22 protein-coding genes are annotated in these 19,584 nt (G+C 66.0%); 9 read left to right on the plus strand and 13 right to left on the minus strand.

The window, feature by feature from the left end; translation table 11 throughout:
* Positions 1-13: 13 nt before the first annotated feature.
* The 4 genes from pbN1_RS16505 to pbN1_RS16520 form a co-directional block, all read right to left on the minus strand.
* Positions 14-1,333, minus strand: a complete 1,320-nt coding sequence (locus pbN1_RS16505) for a ferredoxin reductase family protein (protein ID WP_169201950.1) — start codon at positions 1,331-1,333, stop codon at positions 14-16.
* Between the two features lie 68 nt (positions 1,334-1,401).
* The gene (locus pbN1_RS16510) at positions 1,402-1,872 is read right to left on the minus strand and encodes a PepSY domain-containing protein (RefSeq protein WP_169201949.1); all 471 of its coding nucleotides are present in this window, start codon (positions 1,870-1,872) and stop codon (positions 1,402-1,404) included.
* Positions 1,873-1,995: 123 nt separating this feature from the next.
* On the minus strand, positions 1,996-2,490 hold the full coding sequence (locus pbN1_RS16515) for a diheme cytochrome c (protein ID WP_169201948.1): 495 nt from the start codon (positions 2,488-2,490) through the stop codon (positions 1,996-1,998).
* 53 nt (positions 2,491-2,543) lie between these two features.
* Positions 2,544-2,960, minus strand: a complete 417-nt coding sequence (locus tag pbN1_RS16520; RefSeq protein WP_169201947.1) for a DUF1924 domain-containing protein — start codon at positions 2,958-2,960, stop codon at positions 2,544-2,546.
* Between the two features lie 197 nt (positions 2,961-3,157).
* Between pbN1_RS16520 and pbN1_RS20835 the strand changes: the two genes are divergently transcribed.
* From pbN1_RS20835 to pbN1_RS16540, 4 genes are read left to right on the plus strand one after another with little or no spacing between them, the layout of a single operon-like run.
* Positions 3,158-3,493: a PepSY domain-containing protein gene (locus pbN1_RS20835; protein ID WP_244856988.1), complete on the plus strand. Its 336-nt coding sequence runs from the start codon at positions 3,158-3,160 to the stop codon at positions 3,491-3,493.
* Entirely contained in the window at positions 3,493-4,155 is a 663-nt protein-coding gene (locus tag pbN1_RS16530; protein ID WP_169201946.1) for a response regulator transcription factor, read from the plus strand. Before pbN1_RS20835 ends, pbN1_RS16530 begins: the two co-directional genes overlap by 1 nt.
* A gap of 2 nt (positions 4,156-4,157) precedes the next feature.
* A complete protein-coding gene (locus tag pbN1_RS16535; protein WP_169201992.1) occupies positions 4,158-5,522 on the plus strand; it encodes a sensor histidine kinase in 1,365 nt (454 codons plus the stop codon).
* Positions 5,523-5,575: 53 nt separating this feature from the next.
* Positions 5,576-6,508: a YcjF family protein gene (locus pbN1_RS16540; RefSeq protein WP_169201945.1), complete on the plus strand. Its 933-nt coding sequence runs from the start codon at positions 5,576-5,578 to the stop codon at positions 6,506-6,508.
* A gap of 45 nt (positions 6,509-6,553) precedes the next feature.
* Here the strand turns inward: pbN1_RS16540 and pssA are convergent, their stop codons facing one another.
* The 5 genes from pssA to pbN1_RS16565 all read right to left on the minus strand — a co-directional run bounded on the left by pssA (position 6,554) and on the right by pbN1_RS16565 (position 11,609).
* The gene (pssA, locus tag pbN1_RS16545; RefSeq protein WP_169201944.1) at positions 6,554-7,327 is read right to left on the minus strand and encodes a CDP-diacylglycerol--serine O-phosphatidyltransferase; all 774 of its coding nucleotides are present in this window, start codon (positions 7,325-7,327) and stop codon (positions 6,554-6,556) included.
* A gap of 83 nt (positions 7,328-7,410) precedes the next feature.
* Positions 7,411-8,058, minus strand: a complete 648-nt coding sequence (locus pbN1_RS16550) for a phosphatidylserine decarboxylase (protein ID WP_169201943.1) — start codon at positions 8,056-8,058, stop codon at positions 7,411-7,413.
* A gap of 69 nt (positions 8,059-8,127) precedes the next feature.
* Positions 8,128-9,144, minus strand: coding sequence for a ketol-acid reductoisomerase (gene ilvC, locus pbN1_RS16555; RefSeq protein ID WP_169201942.1), 1,017 nt, complete (start codon positions 9,142-9,144; stop codon positions 8,128-8,130).
* A gap of 115 nt (positions 9,145-9,259) precedes the next feature.
* Positions 9,260-9,751 (minus strand): acetolactate synthase small subunit, encoded by a 492-nt coding sequence (ilvN, locus tag pbN1_RS16560; protein WP_053419588.1) that lies wholly within the window; start codon positions 9,749-9,751, stop codon positions 9,260-9,262.
* A gap of 148 nt (positions 9,752-9,899) precedes the next feature.
* On the minus strand, positions 9,900-11,609 hold the full coding sequence (locus pbN1_RS16565; protein ID WP_169201991.1) for an acetolactate synthase 3 catalytic subunit: 1,710 nt from the start codon (positions 11,607-11,609) through the stop codon (positions 9,900-9,902).
* A gap of 121 nt (positions 11,610-11,730) precedes the next feature.
* Here pbN1_RS16565 and pbN1_RS16570 point away from each other — a divergent pair, with 121 nt between their 5' ends.
* The 5 genes from pbN1_RS16570 to pepN all read left to right on the plus strand — a co-directional run bounded on the left by pbN1_RS16570 (position 11,731) and on the right by pepN (position 16,467).
* Positions 11,731-12,294: an RNA polymerase sigma factor gene (locus pbN1_RS16570; RefSeq protein ID WP_169201990.1), complete on the plus strand. Its 564-nt coding sequence runs from the start codon at positions 11,731-11,733 to the stop codon at positions 12,292-12,294.
* Entirely contained in the window at positions 12,291-12,665 is a 375-nt protein-coding gene (locus tag pbN1_RS16575) for a DUF3619 family protein (RefSeq protein WP_169201941.1), read from the plus strand. The genes pbN1_RS16570 and pbN1_RS16575 overlap by 4 nt, the downstream gene beginning before the upstream one ends.
* Complete coding sequence (locus pbN1_RS16580; RefSeq protein ID WP_169201940.1) at positions 12,638-13,090, plus strand: DUF3106 domain-containing protein; 453 nt, start codon at positions 12,638-12,640, stop codon at positions 13,088-13,090. Before pbN1_RS16575 ends, pbN1_RS16580 begins: the two co-directional genes overlap by 28 nt.
* A 25-nt stretch (positions 13,091-13,115) precedes the next feature.
* A complete protein-coding gene (locus tag pbN1_RS16585; RefSeq protein WP_169201939.1) occupies positions 13,116-13,562 on the plus strand; it encodes an RDD family protein in 447 nt (148 codons plus the stop codon).
* Positions 13,563-13,764: 202 nt separating this feature from the next.
* Positions 13,765-16,467, plus strand: a complete 2,703-nt coding sequence (gene pepN, locus pbN1_RS16590) for an aminopeptidase N (protein ID WP_169201938.1) — start codon at positions 13,765-13,767, stop codon at positions 16,465-16,467.
* A 123-nt stretch (positions 16,468-16,590) separates the two neighbouring features.
* On the opposite strand, the gene pbN1_RS16595 is transcribed toward pepN, so the two are convergent.
* The 4 genes from pbN1_RS16595 to pbN1_RS16610 form a co-directional block, all read right to left on the minus strand.
* Positions 16,591-17,037, minus strand: coding sequence for a CBS domain-containing protein (locus pbN1_RS16595; RefSeq protein ID WP_169201937.1), 447 nt, complete (start codon positions 17,035-17,037; stop codon positions 16,591-16,593).
* A gap of 138 nt (positions 17,038-17,175) precedes the next feature.
* The gene (gene panC / locus pbN1_RS16600; RefSeq protein WP_169201936.1) at positions 17,176-18,006 is read right to left on the minus strand and encodes a pantoate--beta-alanine ligase; all 831 of its coding nucleotides are present in this window, start codon (positions 18,004-18,006) and stop codon (positions 17,176-17,178) included.
* Between the two features lie 33 nt (positions 18,007-18,039).
* Complete coding sequence (gene panB / locus pbN1_RS16605) at positions 18,040-18,855, minus strand: 3-methyl-2-oxobutanoate hydroxymethyltransferase (protein WP_169201935.1); 816 nt, start codon at positions 18,853-18,855, stop codon at positions 18,040-18,042.
* 86 nt (positions 18,856-18,941) lie between these two features.
* The gene (locus pbN1_RS16610; protein ID WP_169201934.1) at positions 18,942-19,583 is read right to left on the minus strand and encodes a deoxynucleoside kinase; all 642 of its coding nucleotides are present in this window, start codon (positions 19,581-19,583) and stop codon (positions 18,942-18,944) included.
* Position 19,584 lies beyond the last annotated feature (1 nt).

The following is a 19,584-nucleotide window of genomic DNA, read 5'->3' on the forward strand; positions in this document are numbered from 1 at the left end:
ATTGCGCCCGGCTTCAGCGCATTTCGAACGCCTCCTGGTGAAACCGCACCCGCCCCATGCCCAGTTTGCGCAGTCCGCCGCGCAGCGCCTCGGCAAAAGCGCGCGGTCCGCAGAACCAGATTTCCGGCTGACGCTTGCCGGCGTGGCGGGCATGCAGTGCTTCGGCGGTCAGCGGCCGGTCGCGGTCGGTGCTGACGACATGCAGGCGGATCGTCGGCAGCGCAGCGCACAGCGATTCGAGGCGCGCAACGAACGGGTCGTCGTCGCGCTGGCGCGTGCAGTAGTAGAAGTCCGCGACTGGGGCTTCGGCCGGCGCTTCCTGCAGCGACTCGAGCCACGCGAGGAAAGGTGTGACGCCGATGCCGCCGGCGATCCAGATCTGCTCGGACTTCCGCGTGCCGCGACGATAGTCGAAGCGGCCGTACGGACCTTCGATCTTTACCGGCTGGCCGGCGCCGAGCCGCGCCGCGAGCCCGTGCGTATAGTCGCCGAGTCCCTTGATCTGGAACGTGATGCGCCGGTCACCGCGGTCGGCGCAGGCGATCGTGAAGGGGTGGGCGCCTTCGATGCGATCGAACGTGACGAACGCGAATTGCCCCGGCCGATGGCCGCGCCAGCCGTCCTCAAGACGACAGACGACCTCCGTCAGGCCGGACGCCTGTTCGCGCACGGCCTCGATGCGGCCGCCGACCTGTCGCGCGCGACCGATGCGTCCGGACAACGAGCGCAGGCCCGAAACGGTGCCGGCGACGATGAACAGGGTGAGCAGTGCGCCGATGGCGCTCGTCCAGTAGTCGAGGGGCGCGAGGAACGCGGCGTGGATCGCGAGCATGCCGTACAGCACCGGCATCGCGTGGTGGAGGTGGCGCCACGGCCGGTATGGCAGGCGCTTCCACAGTGTCAGCACGAGCATCGCGATCAGCGCGTAGATCGCCCATTCGCCGAGGTCCTCGGCGACGTCGCGCATGACTTCGAGAAAGCCGCCTTCGTGTTCTTTCGGCAGCCGGCCTGCGCGGCCGACAAAGGACTTGATGACGTCGTCGGACATCTCGACGAGCCAGTGCAGCGCGGCGAAGCCGATCGCGAGGATGCCGGCCCACTTGTGTACGCGGTAGATCCGGTCCATGCCGCCCAGCGGCCGCTCGAGCCACGCCGGCCGCGTCGCCAGCACGATCGCCAGCGACATCAGCGAGAACGCCCACAGCCCGGTGAGGTACAGCGCCTCCTGCCGCACCGCCCAGGGCAGGGACGCGCCCTCAGCGGGGTTTGATGACAAAGTGATGGCCCAGGCGAAGGTCACGAGCGCGAGGAAGCTGGCGAGTAGGGTCTTCATGGTCGTGTCCGTGTGACGGGGGTCGGAAAATGGCCCGGCAGCGGCATTGGCCAAGCCGGGCCGTTCGCTCACACACCCAGGCCGCGGCGGGTCAGCCGGGTGCCGGGGTCGAGCTCGGAGTTCCGTTCGGCGCCACGCTCCGCCCCGCGGCTGTCGTCGCCACGGATGCCGCGCTCGATGTCGCGATCGGAGTCGCTCGTCGGGCGGGCCCCGGAGTCGTCGCCACGGCGCCCGTCGCGCCCCTTGCGATCGGTGCGGACGAGGTCGCCGTTCGTCGGATCGACGACGAGCTTGACCTTGCGTCCGTCGCGGTCGATGGCCTTGACTTCATATGCGTTGTCCTCGCGTTCGATCTCGCTGATGTCGCGGTAACCGGCGGCGACGATCTTGTCGTGGATCTGCGGAATCGACAGCCAATTGCCCCGTTCGGCGGCGCTGTCGGTCGCGACATTCTGGGCGAACACCGGGGCGACCGTGAGGCCCGTGGCGAGCAGGCCGGCGCTGATGGCGATGGCGGTGACGAGGTGTGAAGTGCGCATGATTCGATCTCCTTGTGTCTCTTGGTTGCCGGTCGGGTTGTGACCGTGAAACCATTGTGCGAGGGCGGTGCTGAACGAAGCCTGAAGCGCGTGTTCATGCTGCGTTCAGCGTCCTGGCATTGGTCAGTCGTCCTCGAAATAACCGTCGTTGGCGTCCACGTGGCATGCCGGACAGTTGGCCTTCGAGCCGACGTCCTTGTGCTGCCACTCGCTGCGGGACACCTCGTCATGCTCGCGGACCCATTTCGGCAGTTCGGTGATGCGCTGCGGAGAAGCCCCGGCCGGCACGCCTTTCATCAGCTTGCGGCCGTGGCGGCGCCCACCGGCGTCGGCGGCGTTGTCGACGAGATAGCGCGTGACATGAGCGGCGGTCTGGGGGTCGAGGCTGGCGTTGTCGCCGAAATGATCTTCGAGCTCGACCATCATGCGTCGCCAGGAGGCGGCCGGCAGCATCGCCGGCGGAAACGCCATGTGACAGCTGCCGCATTCGTCGATAGTGAGCTTGTCGGTGACGGGCGGGAAATAATCGTCGCCGCCGGCGCGGGCCTTGCTCAGCACCGCGGCGGTCAGGCCGATGACGAGCAGGCCGGCGACGACCGAACGTGCGGGTATGTTCATGCGATTCTCCTTTCTGTGGAGGCAAAACGGTTCGGAAGGGCACGCAAGGACGATCACTGGTTCGTCATGTAGGCGAGCCAGTCCCCCTTTTCGAGCGGGGTGCATTCGCGGCCCAGCACTTCGTCGCAATTGCGTTTGAACCACTTTTCGACTTTCGCGGCGTCCTTGTAGCGCGCCGGCGAAACCGACAGTGCCATCGGCTCGATCGGCTTGCGCGTGCGGGTGTGGCCGGCGCTGCGCGCGTCGTTTCCGTGGCAGGACGTGCAGGCCGGGGTGTCGGCCTTGCCCGTGTTGTGTTGCGTGCGGTGCAGGGTTTCGCCGCGGGCGGCCGAAAAACCGGAGAAACCCGGATCGGCGGCCTTTGCCGCCGCGGCATAGCGATCGACCAGGGTTTCCCGCGGGCCGCCGATTGCGGTCGACGCCAAGCCGAAGGCGCAAAGGAAACCGATTGCATAGCGTGTGGGGGTCATGTTTTCATCCTTGTCGTGGCGGCACTGCGGTTCCGGGCGGGACGGCTGCTAACGGCCATTGCGAACCGTGACTGCAGTGTGGAGGGGCGTACCTGAACCGGAGCTGAAGCGGCCGTTCACGTTGCGTTCATGGCGAGGCTGCTAAAAACGGGGCTGCCGGAACACTCGCAGCAGATCGCCACAACCGGGAGTCACTCGTGCGCTTCGTTTCCCTCATTGCCGTCATCGTGTCGTCCGTCGTTGCCTTGGTACCGTCTGTCGTTCTCGCCGGTGACGAGCACGACCACGATCGTGCCCGCCGCGCCGTCGAGCGGGGCGAGGTGATGCCGTTGCAACGGATACTCGACAACGTCGAGCGCGATCACCCGGGGCAGGTCATCGAAGTCGAGCTCGAGCAGGAAGACGGTCGCTGGATATACGAAATCAAGGTGCTGAAGGCGGGCGGCGCGCTCGTCAAACTGGAGATCGACGCGCACGACGGGGTCGTCCTGCGTGATCGCGAACGTGCACCGGGAGCAGGAGGGAGGCGCTGATGCATATCCTGGTCGTCGAAGACGAACCGACGCTCGCCGCGCAGCTCGTCGAAGCGCTCGCCGCTGCCGGCTATGCGGTCGACCATGCCGACAACGGGCGGGACGCGCACTTCATCGGCGGCGTCGAACCGCTCGACGCAGTGGTACTCGATCTTGGCCTGCCGCTGATGGACGGGATCACGGTGCTGAAGAAATGGCGCGCCGCAGGACGCACGATGCCGGTGCTGATCCTCACCGCACGCGACAACTGGCATGAAAAAGTCGCCGGGATCGATGCCGGGGCCGATGATTACCTCACCAAGCCGTTCCACATGGAAGAGCTTCTCGCGCGCCTGCGGGCGCTGATCCGACGCGCCGGCGGCCACGCCAGCGCCGAGCTCGCGTGCGGTCCGGTATTGCTCGACACGCGCGCCGGGCGCGTCAGTGTGAATGGCGACGCGGTGAACCTGACCAGCCACGAGCTGCGCGTGCTGGACTACCTGATGCACCACCAGGGTGAGATCGTGTCGCGCAGCGATCTCACCGAGCACATCTACGCCCAGGATTTCGATCGCGATTCGAATACCATCGAAGTCTTCATCGGCCGTCTGCGCAAGAAGCTTCCCCCCGGGATGATCGAAACAGTCAGGGGCCTCGGCTACCGCATGGTTTGTCCCGCGTGAACATGTTCGGCGCACCGCCCGGTTCGCTGCGCGTGCGGCTGCTCGCCGGCAGCCTGGTGTGGATTCTCGGGACGCTGACGCTGACCGGGTTCGTTCTCGCCGATCTTTTCCGGCGCCATGCCGCGGAGCGGTTCGAAGCCGAACTGCGCATCCATCTCGACCAGCTCACCGCGAATCTCGATTTCGCCATCGACGGCACCCCGCGATTGCGCGCCGAACTGAGCGACCCGCGGCTGCAGAAGCCGTATTCCGGACTCTACTGGCAGATCGACCGCGCTGCGAACGCAGGGCAGCCCGCGGTGCTGCGTTCGCGTTCCCTGTGGGACACGACGCTGCGCGTGCCGGCCGACAGCCCGGCCGACGGCGAACTCCACGTCCACCGCATCGCCGGACCGGACCGCGCGCAGGTGGTGATGATGGAGCGCGTAGTCCGGCCGGCCGCTTTTCCCGACGAGTCGCTGCGCCTGATCGTCGCCGCGGACGAGCGCGGCATGACGGACCCGGTACGCGAGTTCGTCGGCCTGCTTGCGATCGCGCTCGGCGTGCTGGCGGCCGGTCTCGTCGCTGCGGTGGTGCTCCAGGTATCGGTTGGACTCGCGCCGCTGCGCCGGCTGCGCAGTGCGCTCACCGAAGTGCGCGACGGCCGCACGCGGCGCCTGAACGGCGCCTATCCGAACGAAGTGCAGCCGCTCGTCGACGAACTCAACGCAGTGCTGCAGCACGACGCCGAAGTGGTTAGCCGCGCGCGTACCCAGGCGGGCAACCTCGCCCACGCCGTCAAGACGCCGCTGGCGGTGCTCGGCAACGCTGCGGCGCGCGAGGACGGCCCGCTCGCACGTCTCGTCGCCGAGCAGGTCGCGGCCGCCCAGCGTCAGGTCGACTACCATCTGGCGCGGGCGCGCGCCGCCGCCGCGGTGCAAGTGCCCGGGATGCGCACCGCGATCCTGCCGCTGGTCGAATCGCTGGTGCGGGTGATGAAGCGCCTGCATGCGGAACGCGACCTCGAGATTGCGATCGAAGCCTGCGCTGGCGAACCCGCTTTTCGCGGCGAAGAGCAGGATTTCCAGGAAATGCTCGGAAACCTCGTCGACAACGCCTGCAAATGGGCGCGCCGCCGCGTCGAGGTGCGCGTGGCGGTCGAGCGCAGCCAGCTCGTGATCGTCGTCGAGGATGACGGCCCCGGGCTCGCGGCGCCGGAACGCGAAGCCGTATTCGGTCGCGGCGTGCGCGCCGACGAACGCACGCCCGGCTCGGGGCTCGGGTTGGCGATCGTGCGTGATCTCGCGCATCTCTACGGCGGCGACGTGCGGCTAGACGCCGCCTTGGCCGGCGGCCTGCGCGTTGTGCTCACTCTGCCGGCGGCGTAAGTTTCGCGCGATGCCCGGCCCTCGAATTTTCCAAAGTACCGTGAGAGATATCGATGAATCCAGAACAAACCCGCTCCCTGATCACCATCTGCCTGATGGCGGCGTTCGCCGACGGGCACCAGGATCCGCGCGAGCGCGAGCACGTGCGCCGCGTCGCCGAGTCGCTGTCGGCGCAAGCCGGCATCGACTTCATGCCGCTGTATCAGGACGTGCTGCTCAAGCGCATCAGCCTCGAGCAGGCGGTCGAAGCGCTCGGCAGTCCGGAACTGCGCCAGCTCGCGTTCGAGATGGCGGTCGGCGTGTGTGATGCGGACGGCGTGCATGATGCCGGCGAGACGGCTTTTCTCGACCGGCTGAATGGCGTACTGGGACTCGGGCGGGCCGAGTCGGCGGCGATCGTGCGCGACGCCGACGCGCTTGCCGAAGCGCCGGTCGACAAGCCGATCCCGGAAATACCCGCCGCCGCCGGACCCGACCAGGCCGAACTCGACAAGATGATCCTCAACGCCGCGATCCTGAACGGCGCGCTGGAACTGCTGCCCGAGTCGCTGGCGTCGATGGCGATCATCCCGCTGCAGACGCGGCTCGTGTATCGCGTCGGCAAGGCGCACGGCTTCGAACTGGACCGGCGGCACATCGCCGATTTCCTTGCGACCGTCGGAGTCGGCCTGACGTCGCAATACGTCGAGCAGTTCGGCCGCAAGCTCGTCGGCGGACTGCTCGGCAAGATGCTCGGCCGCGCGGGCCGGACGATCGGCAGCGAGGCGACGGGCTCGGCGTTCTCGTTCGCGACGACCTATGCGCTCGGGCATGTCGCGAAGCGCTATTACGCGGACGGCCGCAAGCTCGACGCGGCGGCGCTGAAGACGAGTTTCGCGCAACTGGCGGACAGCGCGCGCGGCCTGCAGGACCGTTACGCGCCGGAAATCGTCCAGCGTGCCCGCACGCTCGACCTGAAGCGCCTGACGGCGGAACTGCGCGCCTGACGGAGCGGCATCCGCCGGCGAATCGTCAGGGGTGGTGCGGCCGGGTCAGGGCGGCGGTTCGTCGTCTCGCGGTCCGACGGCCGCCTCTTGCGTGCGCCGTCGCTGCATGAAGCGCCAAATGTAGACCACGTAGCCGGAGACGGCATAGCCGAGGAAAAGCGCGAACAGTACGCCGGGCGGGTAACTCGACACCAGTGCGAAGGCCAGCACCAGCGCGATGACGACGATGAACGGCACGCTCTTGCGCAGGTTGATGCTCTTGCCGCTCCAGAACAGCACGTTGCTGACCATCGACAGGCCGCTGAAGATCGTCAGCGCCGCGGCGAACCAGCGCACGTCTTCGCCCGTCAGGCCGTTGTCGATGACCACCCACACCAGCCCCGCGATCAACGCCGCGGCGGCAGGGCTGGGCAGCCCCTGGAAGTAGCGCTTGTCGATGACGTCGATGTTGGTGTTGAAGCGGGCCAGTCGCAGCGCCGCGCCGGCACAGTAGATGAACGCCGCGATCCAGCCGAGCTTCCCCATGTCCTTGAGCGCCCACTCGTACATCACCAGCGCCGGGGCCGCGCCGAACGAAACCATGTCGGAAAGCGAATCGTATTCGGCGCCGAATTCGCTTTGCGTGTGGGTCAGGCGCGCGACTCGGCCGTCGAGGCCGTCGAGGACCATCGCGACGAAGATCGCCACCGCCGCATGTTCGAAACGCAGGTTCATCGCCTGGACGATCGCGTAGAAACCCGCGAACAGCGCCGCGGTGGTGAAGAGGTTCGGCAGGATGTAGATGCCGCGCCGGCGTTTCTCGGGGGAGATCATGGGCATGAAGAGGCGTGTTCCGCTATGGGCCGGGATGCCGAATGCCGATTCTAGCGCAGCGCCGGGGTGTCATGGCATGCCCTGCGCAATCAGGGCAACTCGGCCAGGATCGTGCTCGATGCCGAGACCTTGTCGCCGATCGTCACCCGTGCGCGGCTGCCCGGGGGCAGGTAGACATCGACGCGCGAGCCGAAACGGATGAAGCCGTAGCGCTGTCCACGGGCGAGCGACGCTCCCGCTTCGACGTAGCACAGAATGCGCCGTGCGATCAGGCCGGCGACCTGCACGCAGGTGACGTCGTGCCCGTCCGTGGTGCGCAGGTGCAGCGCATTGCGTTCGTTCTCCACCGAGGCCTTGTCGAGGGCGGCATTGACGAAACGGCCGGCGTTGTACCAGCGCGCGACAACCTCGCCGTCGACGGGGCTGCGATTCGAGTGAACGTTGAACACGTTCATGAACACGCTGATCTTGAGGCTGTCCCGGTCGAGATACGGATCGCGTACCGGCTCGATCGCGACGATGCGGCCGTCGGCAGGCGACAGCACGTCCTTCGCGCCCTGCGGGATCGGCCGCGGCGGATCGCGGAAGAACTGCACGACGAAGATGAACAGCAGCCAGAACGGCAGCGCCCAGCCGAAGCCCGCCGCGCCGTTGATGACCAGCGCGACTGCCAGCGCGATCGCGATGAAAGGCCAGCCTTCGCGGGCGAGGAGCGGATGGGGATAATTATTGGACATGATGTACTCGAGATAAAAAAAGGCCGGGTTCCGGCAAGACGCGGAACCCGGCCTGTGGTTCGAGACAGGTCAGTTTTTCGACTGATCGACGAGCTTGTTCTTCTTGATCCACGGCATCATGTCGCGCAGCTGGCCGCCGACCTGCTCGATCGGATGCGCTGCGTTCAGGCGGCGGCGCGCCGTCATCGACGGGTAGTTCGTGCGGCCTTCCTGGATGAACATCTTCGCGTACTCGCCGGTCTGGATGCGCTTCAGGGCGGCACGCATCGCGGCGCGCGACTGCTCGTTGATGACTTCCGGGCCGGTCACGTACTCGCCGTACTCGGCGTTGTTCGAGATCGAGTAGTTCATGTTGGCGATGCCGCCTTCGTACATCAGGTCGACGATCAGCTTGAGTTCATGCAGGCACTCGAAGTAGGCCATCTCCGGCGCGTAGCCGGCTTCGGTCAGCGTCTCGAAGCCCATCTTCACGAGCTCGACGGCGCCGCCGCACAGCACGGCCTGCTCGCCGAACAGGTCGGTTTCGGTTTCTTCGCGGAAGTTCGTCTCGATGACGCCGCCCTTCGTGCCGCCGTTGGCCGCGGCGTACGACAGCGCGATGTCCTTGGCCTTGCCGGAGCGGTCCTGATGCACCGCGATCAGCGACGGCACGCCGCCGCCCTTGAGGTATTCCGAACGCACGGTGTGGCCGGGGCCCTTCGGCGCAACCATGATTACGTCGAGGTCCTCGCGCGGCACGACCTGGTTGTAATGCACGTTGAAACCGTGCGCGAACGCGAGCGTCGCGCCCTGCTTGATGTTCGGCTCAACGTCGTTGTAATACACCGCGGGGATGTTTTCGTCGGGCAGCAGGATCATGACGATGTCGGCATCGCTGACCGCTTCGGCGACTTCCTTGACGTCGAGGCCGGCCGCTTCGGCCTTCTTCCACGAGGCGCCGCTCTTGCGCAGGCCGACGGTGACCTTGCAGCCGGAATCCTTCAGGTTCTGCGCGTGGGCGTGGCCCTGCGAGCCGTAGCCGACGATGGTGATCTGCTTGCCCTTGATCAGGGAGAGGTCGGCGTCCTTGTCGTAATAGACTTTCATGTTGTTCCTTTCAGCTTTCGATGGGGGGTGGCTTCCGGCGCCCGCCATGATAGCGGCGCTCGCACCGGTCGCAAATGGTTAGTTCGGCGGGTGATTTTGGCAGATGAGTTCGGCGTCAGACTTTCAGAATGCGGTCGCCGCGGCCGATGCCGCATACGCCGGAGCGGACGATTTCAAGGATCAGCGCCGGATCGATGGCATCGATGAAGGCATCAAGCTTCGACTGGCTGCCGGTAAGCTCGATCACGTAAGAGGTGTCCGTCACGTCGATGACGCGGGCACGAAAGATGTCCGCCATGCGCTTCATCTCGTCGCGGTCCTTGCCGGTTGCGCGGACTTTCGTGATCATCAGCTCGCGCTCGATATGCGCCGATTCGGAAATGTCGACGACCTTGATGACTTCGACCAGCTTGTTGAGCTGCTTGGTGATCTGCTCGATGATATCGTCGGACCCGGAGGTGACGATGGTCATGCGTGACATCGAAGCGTCCTCGGTCGGCGCCACGGTCAGGGATTCGATGTTGTAGCCGCGCGCCGAGAACAGCCCCGAGACACGCGACAGCGCGCCGGATTCGTTCTCGATCAGCAGGGAGATGACGTGTCTCATGATGTTCTCTTTCGAGGTCTACGATTGAACCGTGCTCCCGCGGATACGGACTGCCGGAGGCCGGCATCCGCGGCGACGGGGGCCGGTAAGCGCCCCGCCGCACGGCGCGCCGGCGGTGTGTCGGCGCGCCCCGCGAAACGAACGGTGATTACAGGTCTTCGGCGGACAGGATCATCTCGGTGAGGCCCTTGCCGCCCTGGACCATGGGGTAAACGTTTTCGGTCTGGTCGATCTGGAAGTCGAGGAACACCAGATCGTTCTTGCGGCCGAAAGCTTCGCGCAGCGCGCCTTCAACATCGGCCGGCTTTTCGATCTTGAAGCCGACGTGACCATAGGATTCGGCGAGCTTCGCAAAATCGGGTAGCGAATCCATGTAGGACTCGGAGTAGCGCTCGCCGTGGAAGAGCTGCTGCCACTGGCGCACCATGCCGAGATACCGGTTGTTGAGGTTCACGATCTTGATCGGCAGACGGAACTGCTTGCACGTCGACAGCTCCTGGATATTCATCTGGATCGAGGCTTCGCCGGTGACGCATGCGACCGGCGAGCCGGGGTGCGCCAGCTGCGCCCCCATCGCGTAGGGCAGGCCGACGCCCATCGTGCCGAGGCCGCCGGAGTTGAGCCAGCGGCGCGGCTTGTCGAAGCGGTAGTACTGCGAGGCCCACATCTGATGCTGGCCGACGTCGGACGTGACGAAGGCGTCGCCGCCGGTCACTTCCCACAGCTTCTGGATCACGAACTGCGGTTTGATGATCTCGTCCGAGTTCTTGAACTTCATGCAGTCGCGGCGACGCCATTCGTCGACCTGCTTCCACCAGGTGCCGACGGTCTCGGCATCCGGGCGGGCGGACGAGGCTTCGATCTGCCGGATCATCTCTTCGAGCACTTCCTTGACGTCGCCGACGATCGGGACATCGACGCGGACGCGCTTCGAGATCGACGACGGGTCGATGTCGACGTGGATGATCTTGCGCGGCTCCTCGGCGAAATTGGCCGGATCGCCGATCACGCGGTCGTCGAAGCGCGCGCCGATGGCCAGCAGCACGTCGCTGTAATGCATCGCCATGTTGGCTTCGTAGGTGCCGTGCATGCCGGGCATGCCGAGGTACTGGCGGTCGCTCGCCGGATATCCGCCGAGGCCCATCAGCGTGTTCGTGATCGGGAACCCGAGCAGGCGCGTGAGTTTCGTGAGCTGTTCGGCCGCATCCGAGAGCACGACGCCGCCACCGGTGTAGATCATCGGGCGCTTGGCTTCGAGAAGCAGCTGCACGGCTTTGCGGATCTGCCCCTGGTGGCCCTTGACCACCGGGTTGTACGAACGCATCGAGACCTCTTTCGGGTACTCGAATTCGCACTTGTGCATCGAGACATCCTTCGGGATGTCGACCAGCACCGGCCCCGGGCGGCCGGTCTTCGCCAGGTAGAACGCCTTCTTGATCGTCGTCGCGATATCGCGGACATCCTTGACGAGGAAGTTGTGCTTGACGCACGGACGCGTGATGCCGACGGTGTCGACTTCCTGGAATGCGTCCTGGCCGATGGCCGCGGTCGGAACCTGGCCGCTGATGATCACCATCGGGATCGAATCGCAGTAGGCGGTGGCGATGCCGGTGATCGCGTTGGTGGCGCCGGGGCCGGAAGTCACGAGCGCGACGCCGACGGTCTCGGTGCTGCGTGCAAAGCCGTCGGCCGCGTGGACTGCGGCCTGTTCGTGGCGCACCAGTACGTGGCGTACCTTGTCCTGGTTGAAGAGTGCGTCGTAGATGAAGAGGACGGCGCCGCCAGGGTAGCCGAACACGTATTCGACCTTTTCTTCCTGAAGACACCTGATTACAATTTCCGCACCAGTCAGCACCATTACAAACTCGCTCATTGTTACGTTCTAAACGGCGAACGTTACCGGTCACTCGACATTTGGTCAAGGCTGCCGCGGCATTGCAGCAAAGCACTGAACAGTCGGGCTTCTGAAGGATTCACAGCTGGCTTCCCGGGTAGAACTCTCGACCTTCCTCGAAGGCGTCGAAAAGCGTGCCTTCAAGCAGGCCGTATACGCACTGAGGACCGACGAGGCGGCGCTGGATGCGGTGCAGGACGCGATGCTCAAGCTCTCGGTCAGCTACGCCGACCGTCCGCCCGCCGAACTCCCGCCGCTGTTCCAGCGCATCTTGCAGAACGTGATCTACGACGCGCTGCGGCGGCAAAAGGTGCGCAACGCGTGGACCACGCTGCTGTCGTCGTTCACGTCGGGCGGCGACGACGACAGCGATCCCCTCGATACGCTGACAGCCGACTCCGATGCCGCCCACGCCAGCACGCCGCACGCGCAGTTCGAACGCGCGAGGACGATGGCGGCGATCGAGCGGGAAATCGCCCGCCTGCCCAATCGTCAACGCGAAGCCTTCCTGCTGCGTTACTGGGAGGAAATGGATATTTCCGAAACCGCGGCTGCGATGGGGTGTTCGGAGGGGAGCGTGAAGACCCACTGTTCGCGCGCCACGCAGACCCTGGCCGCAGCCCTCAAGGCAAAGGGGATCGTGTTATGAACGAACAGGAGTTCGGGCACAAGCTCGCCGTTCATCTTTCGGCCGCAACTCGCGAAATCGACGGCGAGCTCGCGGACCGCCTGCGCAGTGCACGCGAAGAGGCGCTTCGTGCGAGTTCCCGTGCCGGAAGGCCGGGACGGTTTTTCGGCGGGAAGCCTCGTTTTCGCCTGATGCTTCCCGCCGTACTCAGGCCCGCCGTACTGGTGTTTGCGGTCCTTGCGACAGTGCTTGCCGGCGATTATTGGGTGACCTGGTCGCGCGTCAATTCGCTCCAGGAAGTGGACACGGCGCTGTTGATCGACGACCTGCCGATCGACGCTTATCTCGATGCGGATTTCAAGGCATGGCTGCAGCAAGACTCGCAATCCTGATCGCAACGCTGGTTTTTGCCGGCGCTGCAGGAGCGGTCACGCCGATCGGAGCGCCGGGATGGCGCGATTTGAACGCCGAACAGAGGGAAATCCTCGCGCCGCTCGCCGACGACTGGAACGGCATGAGCGAGCCCCACCGGCAGAAATGGATCGGCATCGCCAACGGCTATGGCCGGCTCACGCGCGAGGAGCAGGAGCGCATCCGCGCCCGCATGAAAGCGTGGGCCGATCTCCAGCCCGAGCAGCGCGAACGCGCGCGCGACCAGTACCGGACTTTGCGCAACATTCCTCCCGACAAGCGGGAGTCACTGCCCGAGCTGTGGCAGCGCTACCGCAGCATCCCGCCGGAGGAACGCCAGCCGCAGCACGACAAGCGCGATCGCCGCTCCGAGCCGCGCTCGCCGTTGCGCCCGGACGACAAATGAAACTCTCGCCGAACTGGATCTTCGATTGAACAAGCCTTTGCCGCAGCGCCCCCGCGTCGAACTGGCAGGCCTGCGTCGCCGCCTCGCCAGCATGTTGTACGAATCGCTGCTCCTGCTCGGCGTGCTCGGGCTGACGTTCATGGTTCCCTATCTTGTGCTCGGCGTCGTCCTGAACGTCGCTCCCGCGGGATGGGTCGCGTGGCTGCATGTGTACCTGGTGCTGGGAGCGTACTTCGTCTGGTACTGGCGGCGCCGCGGCCAGACGCTGGCGATGCAGACCTGGCGCCTGCAGCTCGTGAGGGCGACGGACGGACGTGCGCCGTCGGTCGCGACCGCCTGGCTGCGCTACACGCTCGCCTGGCCTTCCGTGCTGTGCTTCGGCGTGGGGCTGGCGTGGGCGCTCGTCGACCGCGACCGCCAGTTCCTGCATGACCGGCTGGCGGGAACGCGCATCGTGTTCCGGCCAGCCTGACCCGCGCCGCGTCAAACTTGCGCGGCTGGTGCTGCTTCCCCGGCGGCAGCGGAGCAGCCCCTGCCGCCTTGGCACGAACCGCCGACGATCTTCCCCGATCCGTGTGCCGTGTGCGGCCTTCCGCGCGCCGCATTCGTCCCGTCGCCAATCCTGCGTATACTTTGAATTTGCCTGAATGGATCCGGCTCGACCGGAGACGACAATGAAAACGGAAAACGCCCCCAGCATTCTTCGATCCGGCTATGTGCCCCTCGCGTGGCGGATCGACCACCTCGATCTTCACTTCAACCTCGATCCTGTGGCGACGATCGTCAAAAGCCGTCTGCGCTGCGTGCGCAACGCGCTCGCGCCCGCGGCTCCGCTGCGGCTCTTCGGTGAAGACATCGAGCTGCTCGACCTGACGGTCAACGGAGCGCAGCCGGCGCCCGGCGCAATGACGCAGACCGCTGACGGAATCGAGATCGCGCTGGCGGGAGAAAGTGCGGAAATCGAAATCGTCACCCGCGTCAACCCGTCGGCGAACACCACGCTTTCGGGCCTCTACCTGTCTCGCGGCGGCTTCTTCACACAATGCGAAGCGGAAGGCTTTCGCCGGATAAGCTTCTTTCCCGACCGGCCCGACGCGATGGCGCGTTTCACCGTCACGCTGGAGGCGGACGCGGCGACGTGCCCGGTATTGTTGTCGAACGGCAACCTGATCGAGCAGGGACCACTCGACGGCGGCCGCCACTACGCCAGGTGGGAGGACCCGTTTCCGAAGCCGTCATATCTCTTCGCGCTTGTCGCGGCGAACCTGGTGTCGATCGAACGGCGGGTGAACACCGCCTCCGGGCGCGAGGTGCTGCTGCAGGTGTGGGTCGAAGACGGCAATCTCGACCGCAGCGCGCACGCGATGGATTCGCTGATCCATTCGATGCGCTGGGACGAGGAGACTTTCGGCCTCGAACTCGATCTCGACCGCTTCATGATTGTCGCCGTGAGCGACTTCAACATGGGCGCGATGGAGAACAAGGGCCTCAACATCTTCAACTCGAAATACGTGCTGGCGAAACCCGACACGGCCACCGACGTCGATTACGAGAACATCGAAAGCGTCGTCGCGCACGAGTACTTCCACAACTGGACCGGCAACCGTGTGACCTGCCGCGACTGGTTCCAGCTCACGCTGAAAGAAGGGCTGACGGTATTCCGCGACCAGCAGTTCTCCGCCGACATGCTCGGACGGATGGCCGAGGCGGGGGGCGAGGCCGCTGCGGCGTCGGCCCGGGCGGTGAAGCGGATCGACGACGTGCGCGTGCTGCGCACCGCGCAGTTCGCCGAGGATGCGGGGCCGATGGCGCATCCGATCCGCCCGGACAGCTACCAGGAAATCAACAACTTCTACACCGCGACGGTGTACGAGAAGGGCGCCGAAGTCATCCGCATGCTGCATACCTTGCTGGGTGCGGAAGGGTTCCGCAACGGCATGGACCTGTACTTCAGCTACCACGACGGCCAGGCGGTGACCTGCGACGATTTCGTCGACTGCATGGCCGAAGCGAACGGCCGCGACCTCGACCAGTTCATGCGCTGGTATGGCCAGGCCGGCACGCCGCGGGTAACGGCGCAAGGGCGCTACGACGCCGAAAGCCGCAGCTACACGCTGACGCTGACGCAGCACACCCCGCCGACGCCGGACCAGCCCGACAAGCTGCCGCTCGTGATTCCGGTCGCGGTAGGTCTGATCGGCCCGGACGGCGCCGACCTGCCGCTGCGGCTGCAGACCGACAACCACGGCGCGACGACGAAATTGATCGAGCTGACCGAAGCGGAGCAGAGCTTCCAGTTCACGGACCTCGACTTCGAGCCCGTGCCTTCGCTGCTGCGCGGTTTTTCCGCCCCGGTGATCCTCGATCTGGACGAGGACGACGCACGTCTCGCGTTCCGCATGGCCCACGATTCCGATGCGTTCAACCGCTGGGACGCGGCGCAGCGCTATGCGGAGCGGGTCGTCCTTGCGCTCGCTGCCGACGCCGCCGCAGCCCGTCCGCTGGCGGTGCCGGCCGCTTTCGTCCGCGCCTTCCGCGCTCTGCTGACGAACGACGCGCTCGACCCCGCCTTCAGGGCGCAGGCTGCTGCGTTACCTGCCGAAGCCTATCTGCTCGAACGGATGGCGGTGGCCGACCCGGCGCCGCTGCGCGCGGCGCTGATGGCGCTGATGCGCGAGCTGGGCGGAGTGTTCGCCGAGGAGTGGCTGACGCTTTACCGCAAGCATGAAGTGACCGGGCCGTACCGCTATCACCCGGCCGATGCGGGACGACGCGCGCTGCGCAACCTCGCGTTGAAGTATCTGGCCGCCGCCGGGGTCGGCGAGGGTCTCGAGCGGGCACACGCGCAGTTCGAGCGCTTCGACAACATGACGGAAGGCTTCGGCGCGCTCGCCGCGCTGGTCCACAGCGCAAATCCGGCGCGCGAGGCCGCGCTCGACGCATTTCACCGCCGCTACCGCGACGACGCGCTCGTGCTCGACAAGTGGTTCGCGCTGCAGGCCGGCGCGTGGCGCTGGGATGCCGAGACCGCGTCGGTGCTCGAACGGGTGCGCAGGCTGATGGACGATCCGGGCTTCAGTATCGAGAATCCGAACAAGGTCTATGCGCTGCTGGGAAGTTTTTTCCGCGCCAATCCGGCAGAGTTCCATGCGCCGGACGGCGACGGATACGTGTTCTGGGCCGACCAGGTGCTTGCGCTCGACCAGCGCAACCCCCAGGTCGCGTCGCGCGTCGCGCGGGCGCTCGAGAGCTGGCGCCGCTTTACCCCGGAAATCCGGGATCGCGTCGGCGTGCAGCTCGAGCGCGTGCGCAGCGTCACCGGACTGTCACCCGACGTCGCGGAGATCATCGACAAGGCGCTGCAGGACGGTCGCTAGGGAAGCTGGTGCAGCCCGCCGGAATCGGAAGATGAGGCGGGCAGGGCCGGCCGCAGCGTGCTCCGCGGCCCGTGGGCCCGTGCGGCCGATCGCCGATCCTGCAGGCTGCGTCGTCGCTGCCGCTCAGTTCGTGATGTCGCCGGCGATGTAGCTCGACAGGTGGCTGATCGTCTCTTCCTGCTGGACGATGATCGATTTGACGACGTCGCCGATCGTCACGATGCCGACGATCTTGCCGCGCTCGACAACCGGGAGGTGGCGAAAGCGGTTCTCGGTCATGATGTTCATGACCTCATCGACCGTGTGCGACGGCGTGATCGTGCAGACGTTCGGCGTCATCAGCTCGCCGACCGTCGCCTCTTTCGAACTGAGGCCTTTCAGCACGAGTTTCCGCGCATAGTCGCGTTCGGTGAATATCCCCGTGAGGTGATCGTTTTCCGTCACCAGCACGGCGCCGATGTCGTGCTTGGCCATGACTGCCAGCGCATCGAACACGCTGACGTCCGGTGACACTGCATGAGCGCCCGCGCCTTTTGTTTCCAGAATCTGCCGCACTGTCGTGGTGGTCATTGCTGCTTCCCTCCTCTTGTCGTTGACTGCCGTGCCGGCCGGCACCGACGCGAACACGTCGTCATAGCTTGAATCGACTTTGGCGCGGACGCAAGCGCGACCTGCGCGGGCAAGCGGGCCGGCGGCGCCCGATGCCGTTCAGAGTTCGAGATTGTCGATCAGCCGCGTGTGGCCGAGCTTCGCTGCGGCGAGCACGACCAGCGGATCGTCGGCGTGGCACGGAGGCTGCAGGTCCATGCGACGGCGCACGGCGATGTAGTCGGGGCGCCAGCCATACGCGGCGAGCCCGGCCACCGCCTCGGTTTCGAGCTTCAGGAAATCGCGATCGCCGCCCCGCACCGCATCGCGGATGCGGGCGAGCTCGCGGTATAGCCGCGGCGCCTCGGCGCGCTCTTCGGCGGACAGGTAGCCGTTGCGCGACGACAGCGCAAGCCCGTCGGTCGCGCGGATCGTCTCGCCCGGCACGACCTCGACCGCGACGGCCAGTTCGCGCACCATGTTCGTCAGCACCATCAGCTGCTGGTAGTCCTTCTTGCCGAACAGCGCGACGTCCGGGCGCACGATGTTGAGGAGCTTCAGCACGACCGTCGCGACGCCGCGGAAGTGGCCGGGACGGAACTCGCCTTCGAGGATGGTGACGTGCGCCGGCGCCGGGGCGACGTGGTATTGCTGCGGTTGCGGGTACATCTCGCCTTCATCCGGCGCAAACACGTGGGCGACGCCCGCCGCCTCGAGCCTTTCGCAGTCGTCCTTGAACGTCCGCGGATAGCGGTCGAAGTCGTCACGCGGGCCGAACTGCAGGCGGTTGACGAAAATGCTCGCGACAATCGAATCGGCATGGCCTGCGGCCTGCCGCACCAGCGCGATGTGCCCGTCGTGCAGGTTGCCCATCGTGGGCACGAGTGCGACTTTGCCGGCGGCAGCGGCGCGCGCGGCGTGCAGGCTCTGGATGGTGGTGTGGATCTGCATGGCAGCGGGTCTCGGAAGCTTGAAGGGCGCGGCTCAATAACAGTGTTCGGGGGCGGGGAAACTGCCGTCCTTGACGGCCTGGACGTAGCTCGCGACGGCCTCCTCGATGCTAGCCTTGCCGCTCATGAAATTCCTGACGAAGCGCGCTTTCTTGCCTGGATAGACGCCGATCATGTCGTGCAGCACGAGCACCTGGCCGTCGCAGTCCGGGCCCGCGCCGATGCCGATCGTCGCCATCGAGGCGAGGCTCGCGGTGACCTCCCCGGCGAGCGCGGCGGGGACCATTTCCATGACCATCAGCGCGGCGCCGGCCTGTTCCAGCGCCAGCGCATCGGCCTTCAGCTGCGCCGCTGCGGCCTCGCTGCGGCCCTGCACGCGGTAGCCTCCCAGCTGGTGCACGGACTGCGGCGTGAGGCCGATGTGGGCACATACCGGCACGCCGCGTTCGACGAGGAAACGGACGGTTTCGGCCATGAAGGCGCCACCTTCGAGCTTGACCATCTGCGCGCCGGCGGCGAGCAGGCGGGCGGCGTTGCGCATCGCCTGCGACGGGCTCTCGTGATACGAACCGAACGGCATGTCGGTGACGATGAACGGGCGGGTGGCGCCGCGCACGACACATTCGGTGTGGTAGATCATGTGCTCCAGCGTCACGGGCAGCGTGGACTTCTGTCCCTGCACGACGTTGCCGAGCGAGTCACCGACGAGGACAATGTCGACACCGGCGCGCTCGAGCAGCGACGCGAAGCTCGCGTCATAGCAGGTGAGCATGCTGATCTTGCGCCCTTCGGCGCGCATCTTGCCAATTTCGAACAGGGTGACGGGTTTGTCGTCCTGGAGGTAGCTCATGGGGGACTCCTGAGGAGAGCCGGAGTTTTCCGTAAAATGTCGCGCCGCACAAGTGGGTCTGCGAAAAGTTGCCGGCGGGGAAGCGGTCAGCCGGCGTAGCCGAAGAACTCGCGATAGCCGCGCATGTTGCGCAGGTGGTCGAGCAGGAGCTCGAAGTCATCGTCCTGCTCGACCGGGTTGAGGATCTCGGCGTCGACGACGAACAGCGGCGCGGTGTCGTAATCGTAGAAGAACCGCGCGTAGCGCGCGGCGACCTGCTCCAGGTAACGCTCGGTGATGCGGCGTTCGCTCTCCACGCCTCGTCGCCGGATACGCTCGATCAGCGTCTCGGGTTTCGCCTGCAGATAGATCACGAGGTCGGGGTGCCGCACCGCGACCGGCTGCATGCTGTCGAAGATCCGGCGGTAGAGCGCCAGTTCGTCGTCGGCGAGGTTGAGCGCCGCGAACAGCGGATCCTTGTCGAGAACGAAGTCCGACACGACGCGCGGGGGCGCTTCGGTGCGCTCGGCCAGCGCGGCGAGCTGATCGACGCGCTGGAACAGGAACGACAGCTGGGTCGGCAGTGCCCAGCGTTGCGGGTCCTGATAGAAACGCCCGAGAAACGCGTTCTGCTCCGGCTGCTCGAACACCGTCTCGGCATCGAGCCGCTCCGCGAGCCGGCGCGCGAGCGAGGTTTTGCCGGCGCCGATCGGCCCTTCGATCACGATGTAGCGCGCCTTGTCGAGCATG

The sequence above is a fragment of the Aromatoleum bremense genome, assembly GCF_017894365.1.
Taxonomy (GTDB): domain Bacteria; phylum Pseudomonadota; class Gammaproteobacteria; order Burkholderiales; family Rhodocyclaceae; genus Aromatoleum; species Aromatoleum bremense.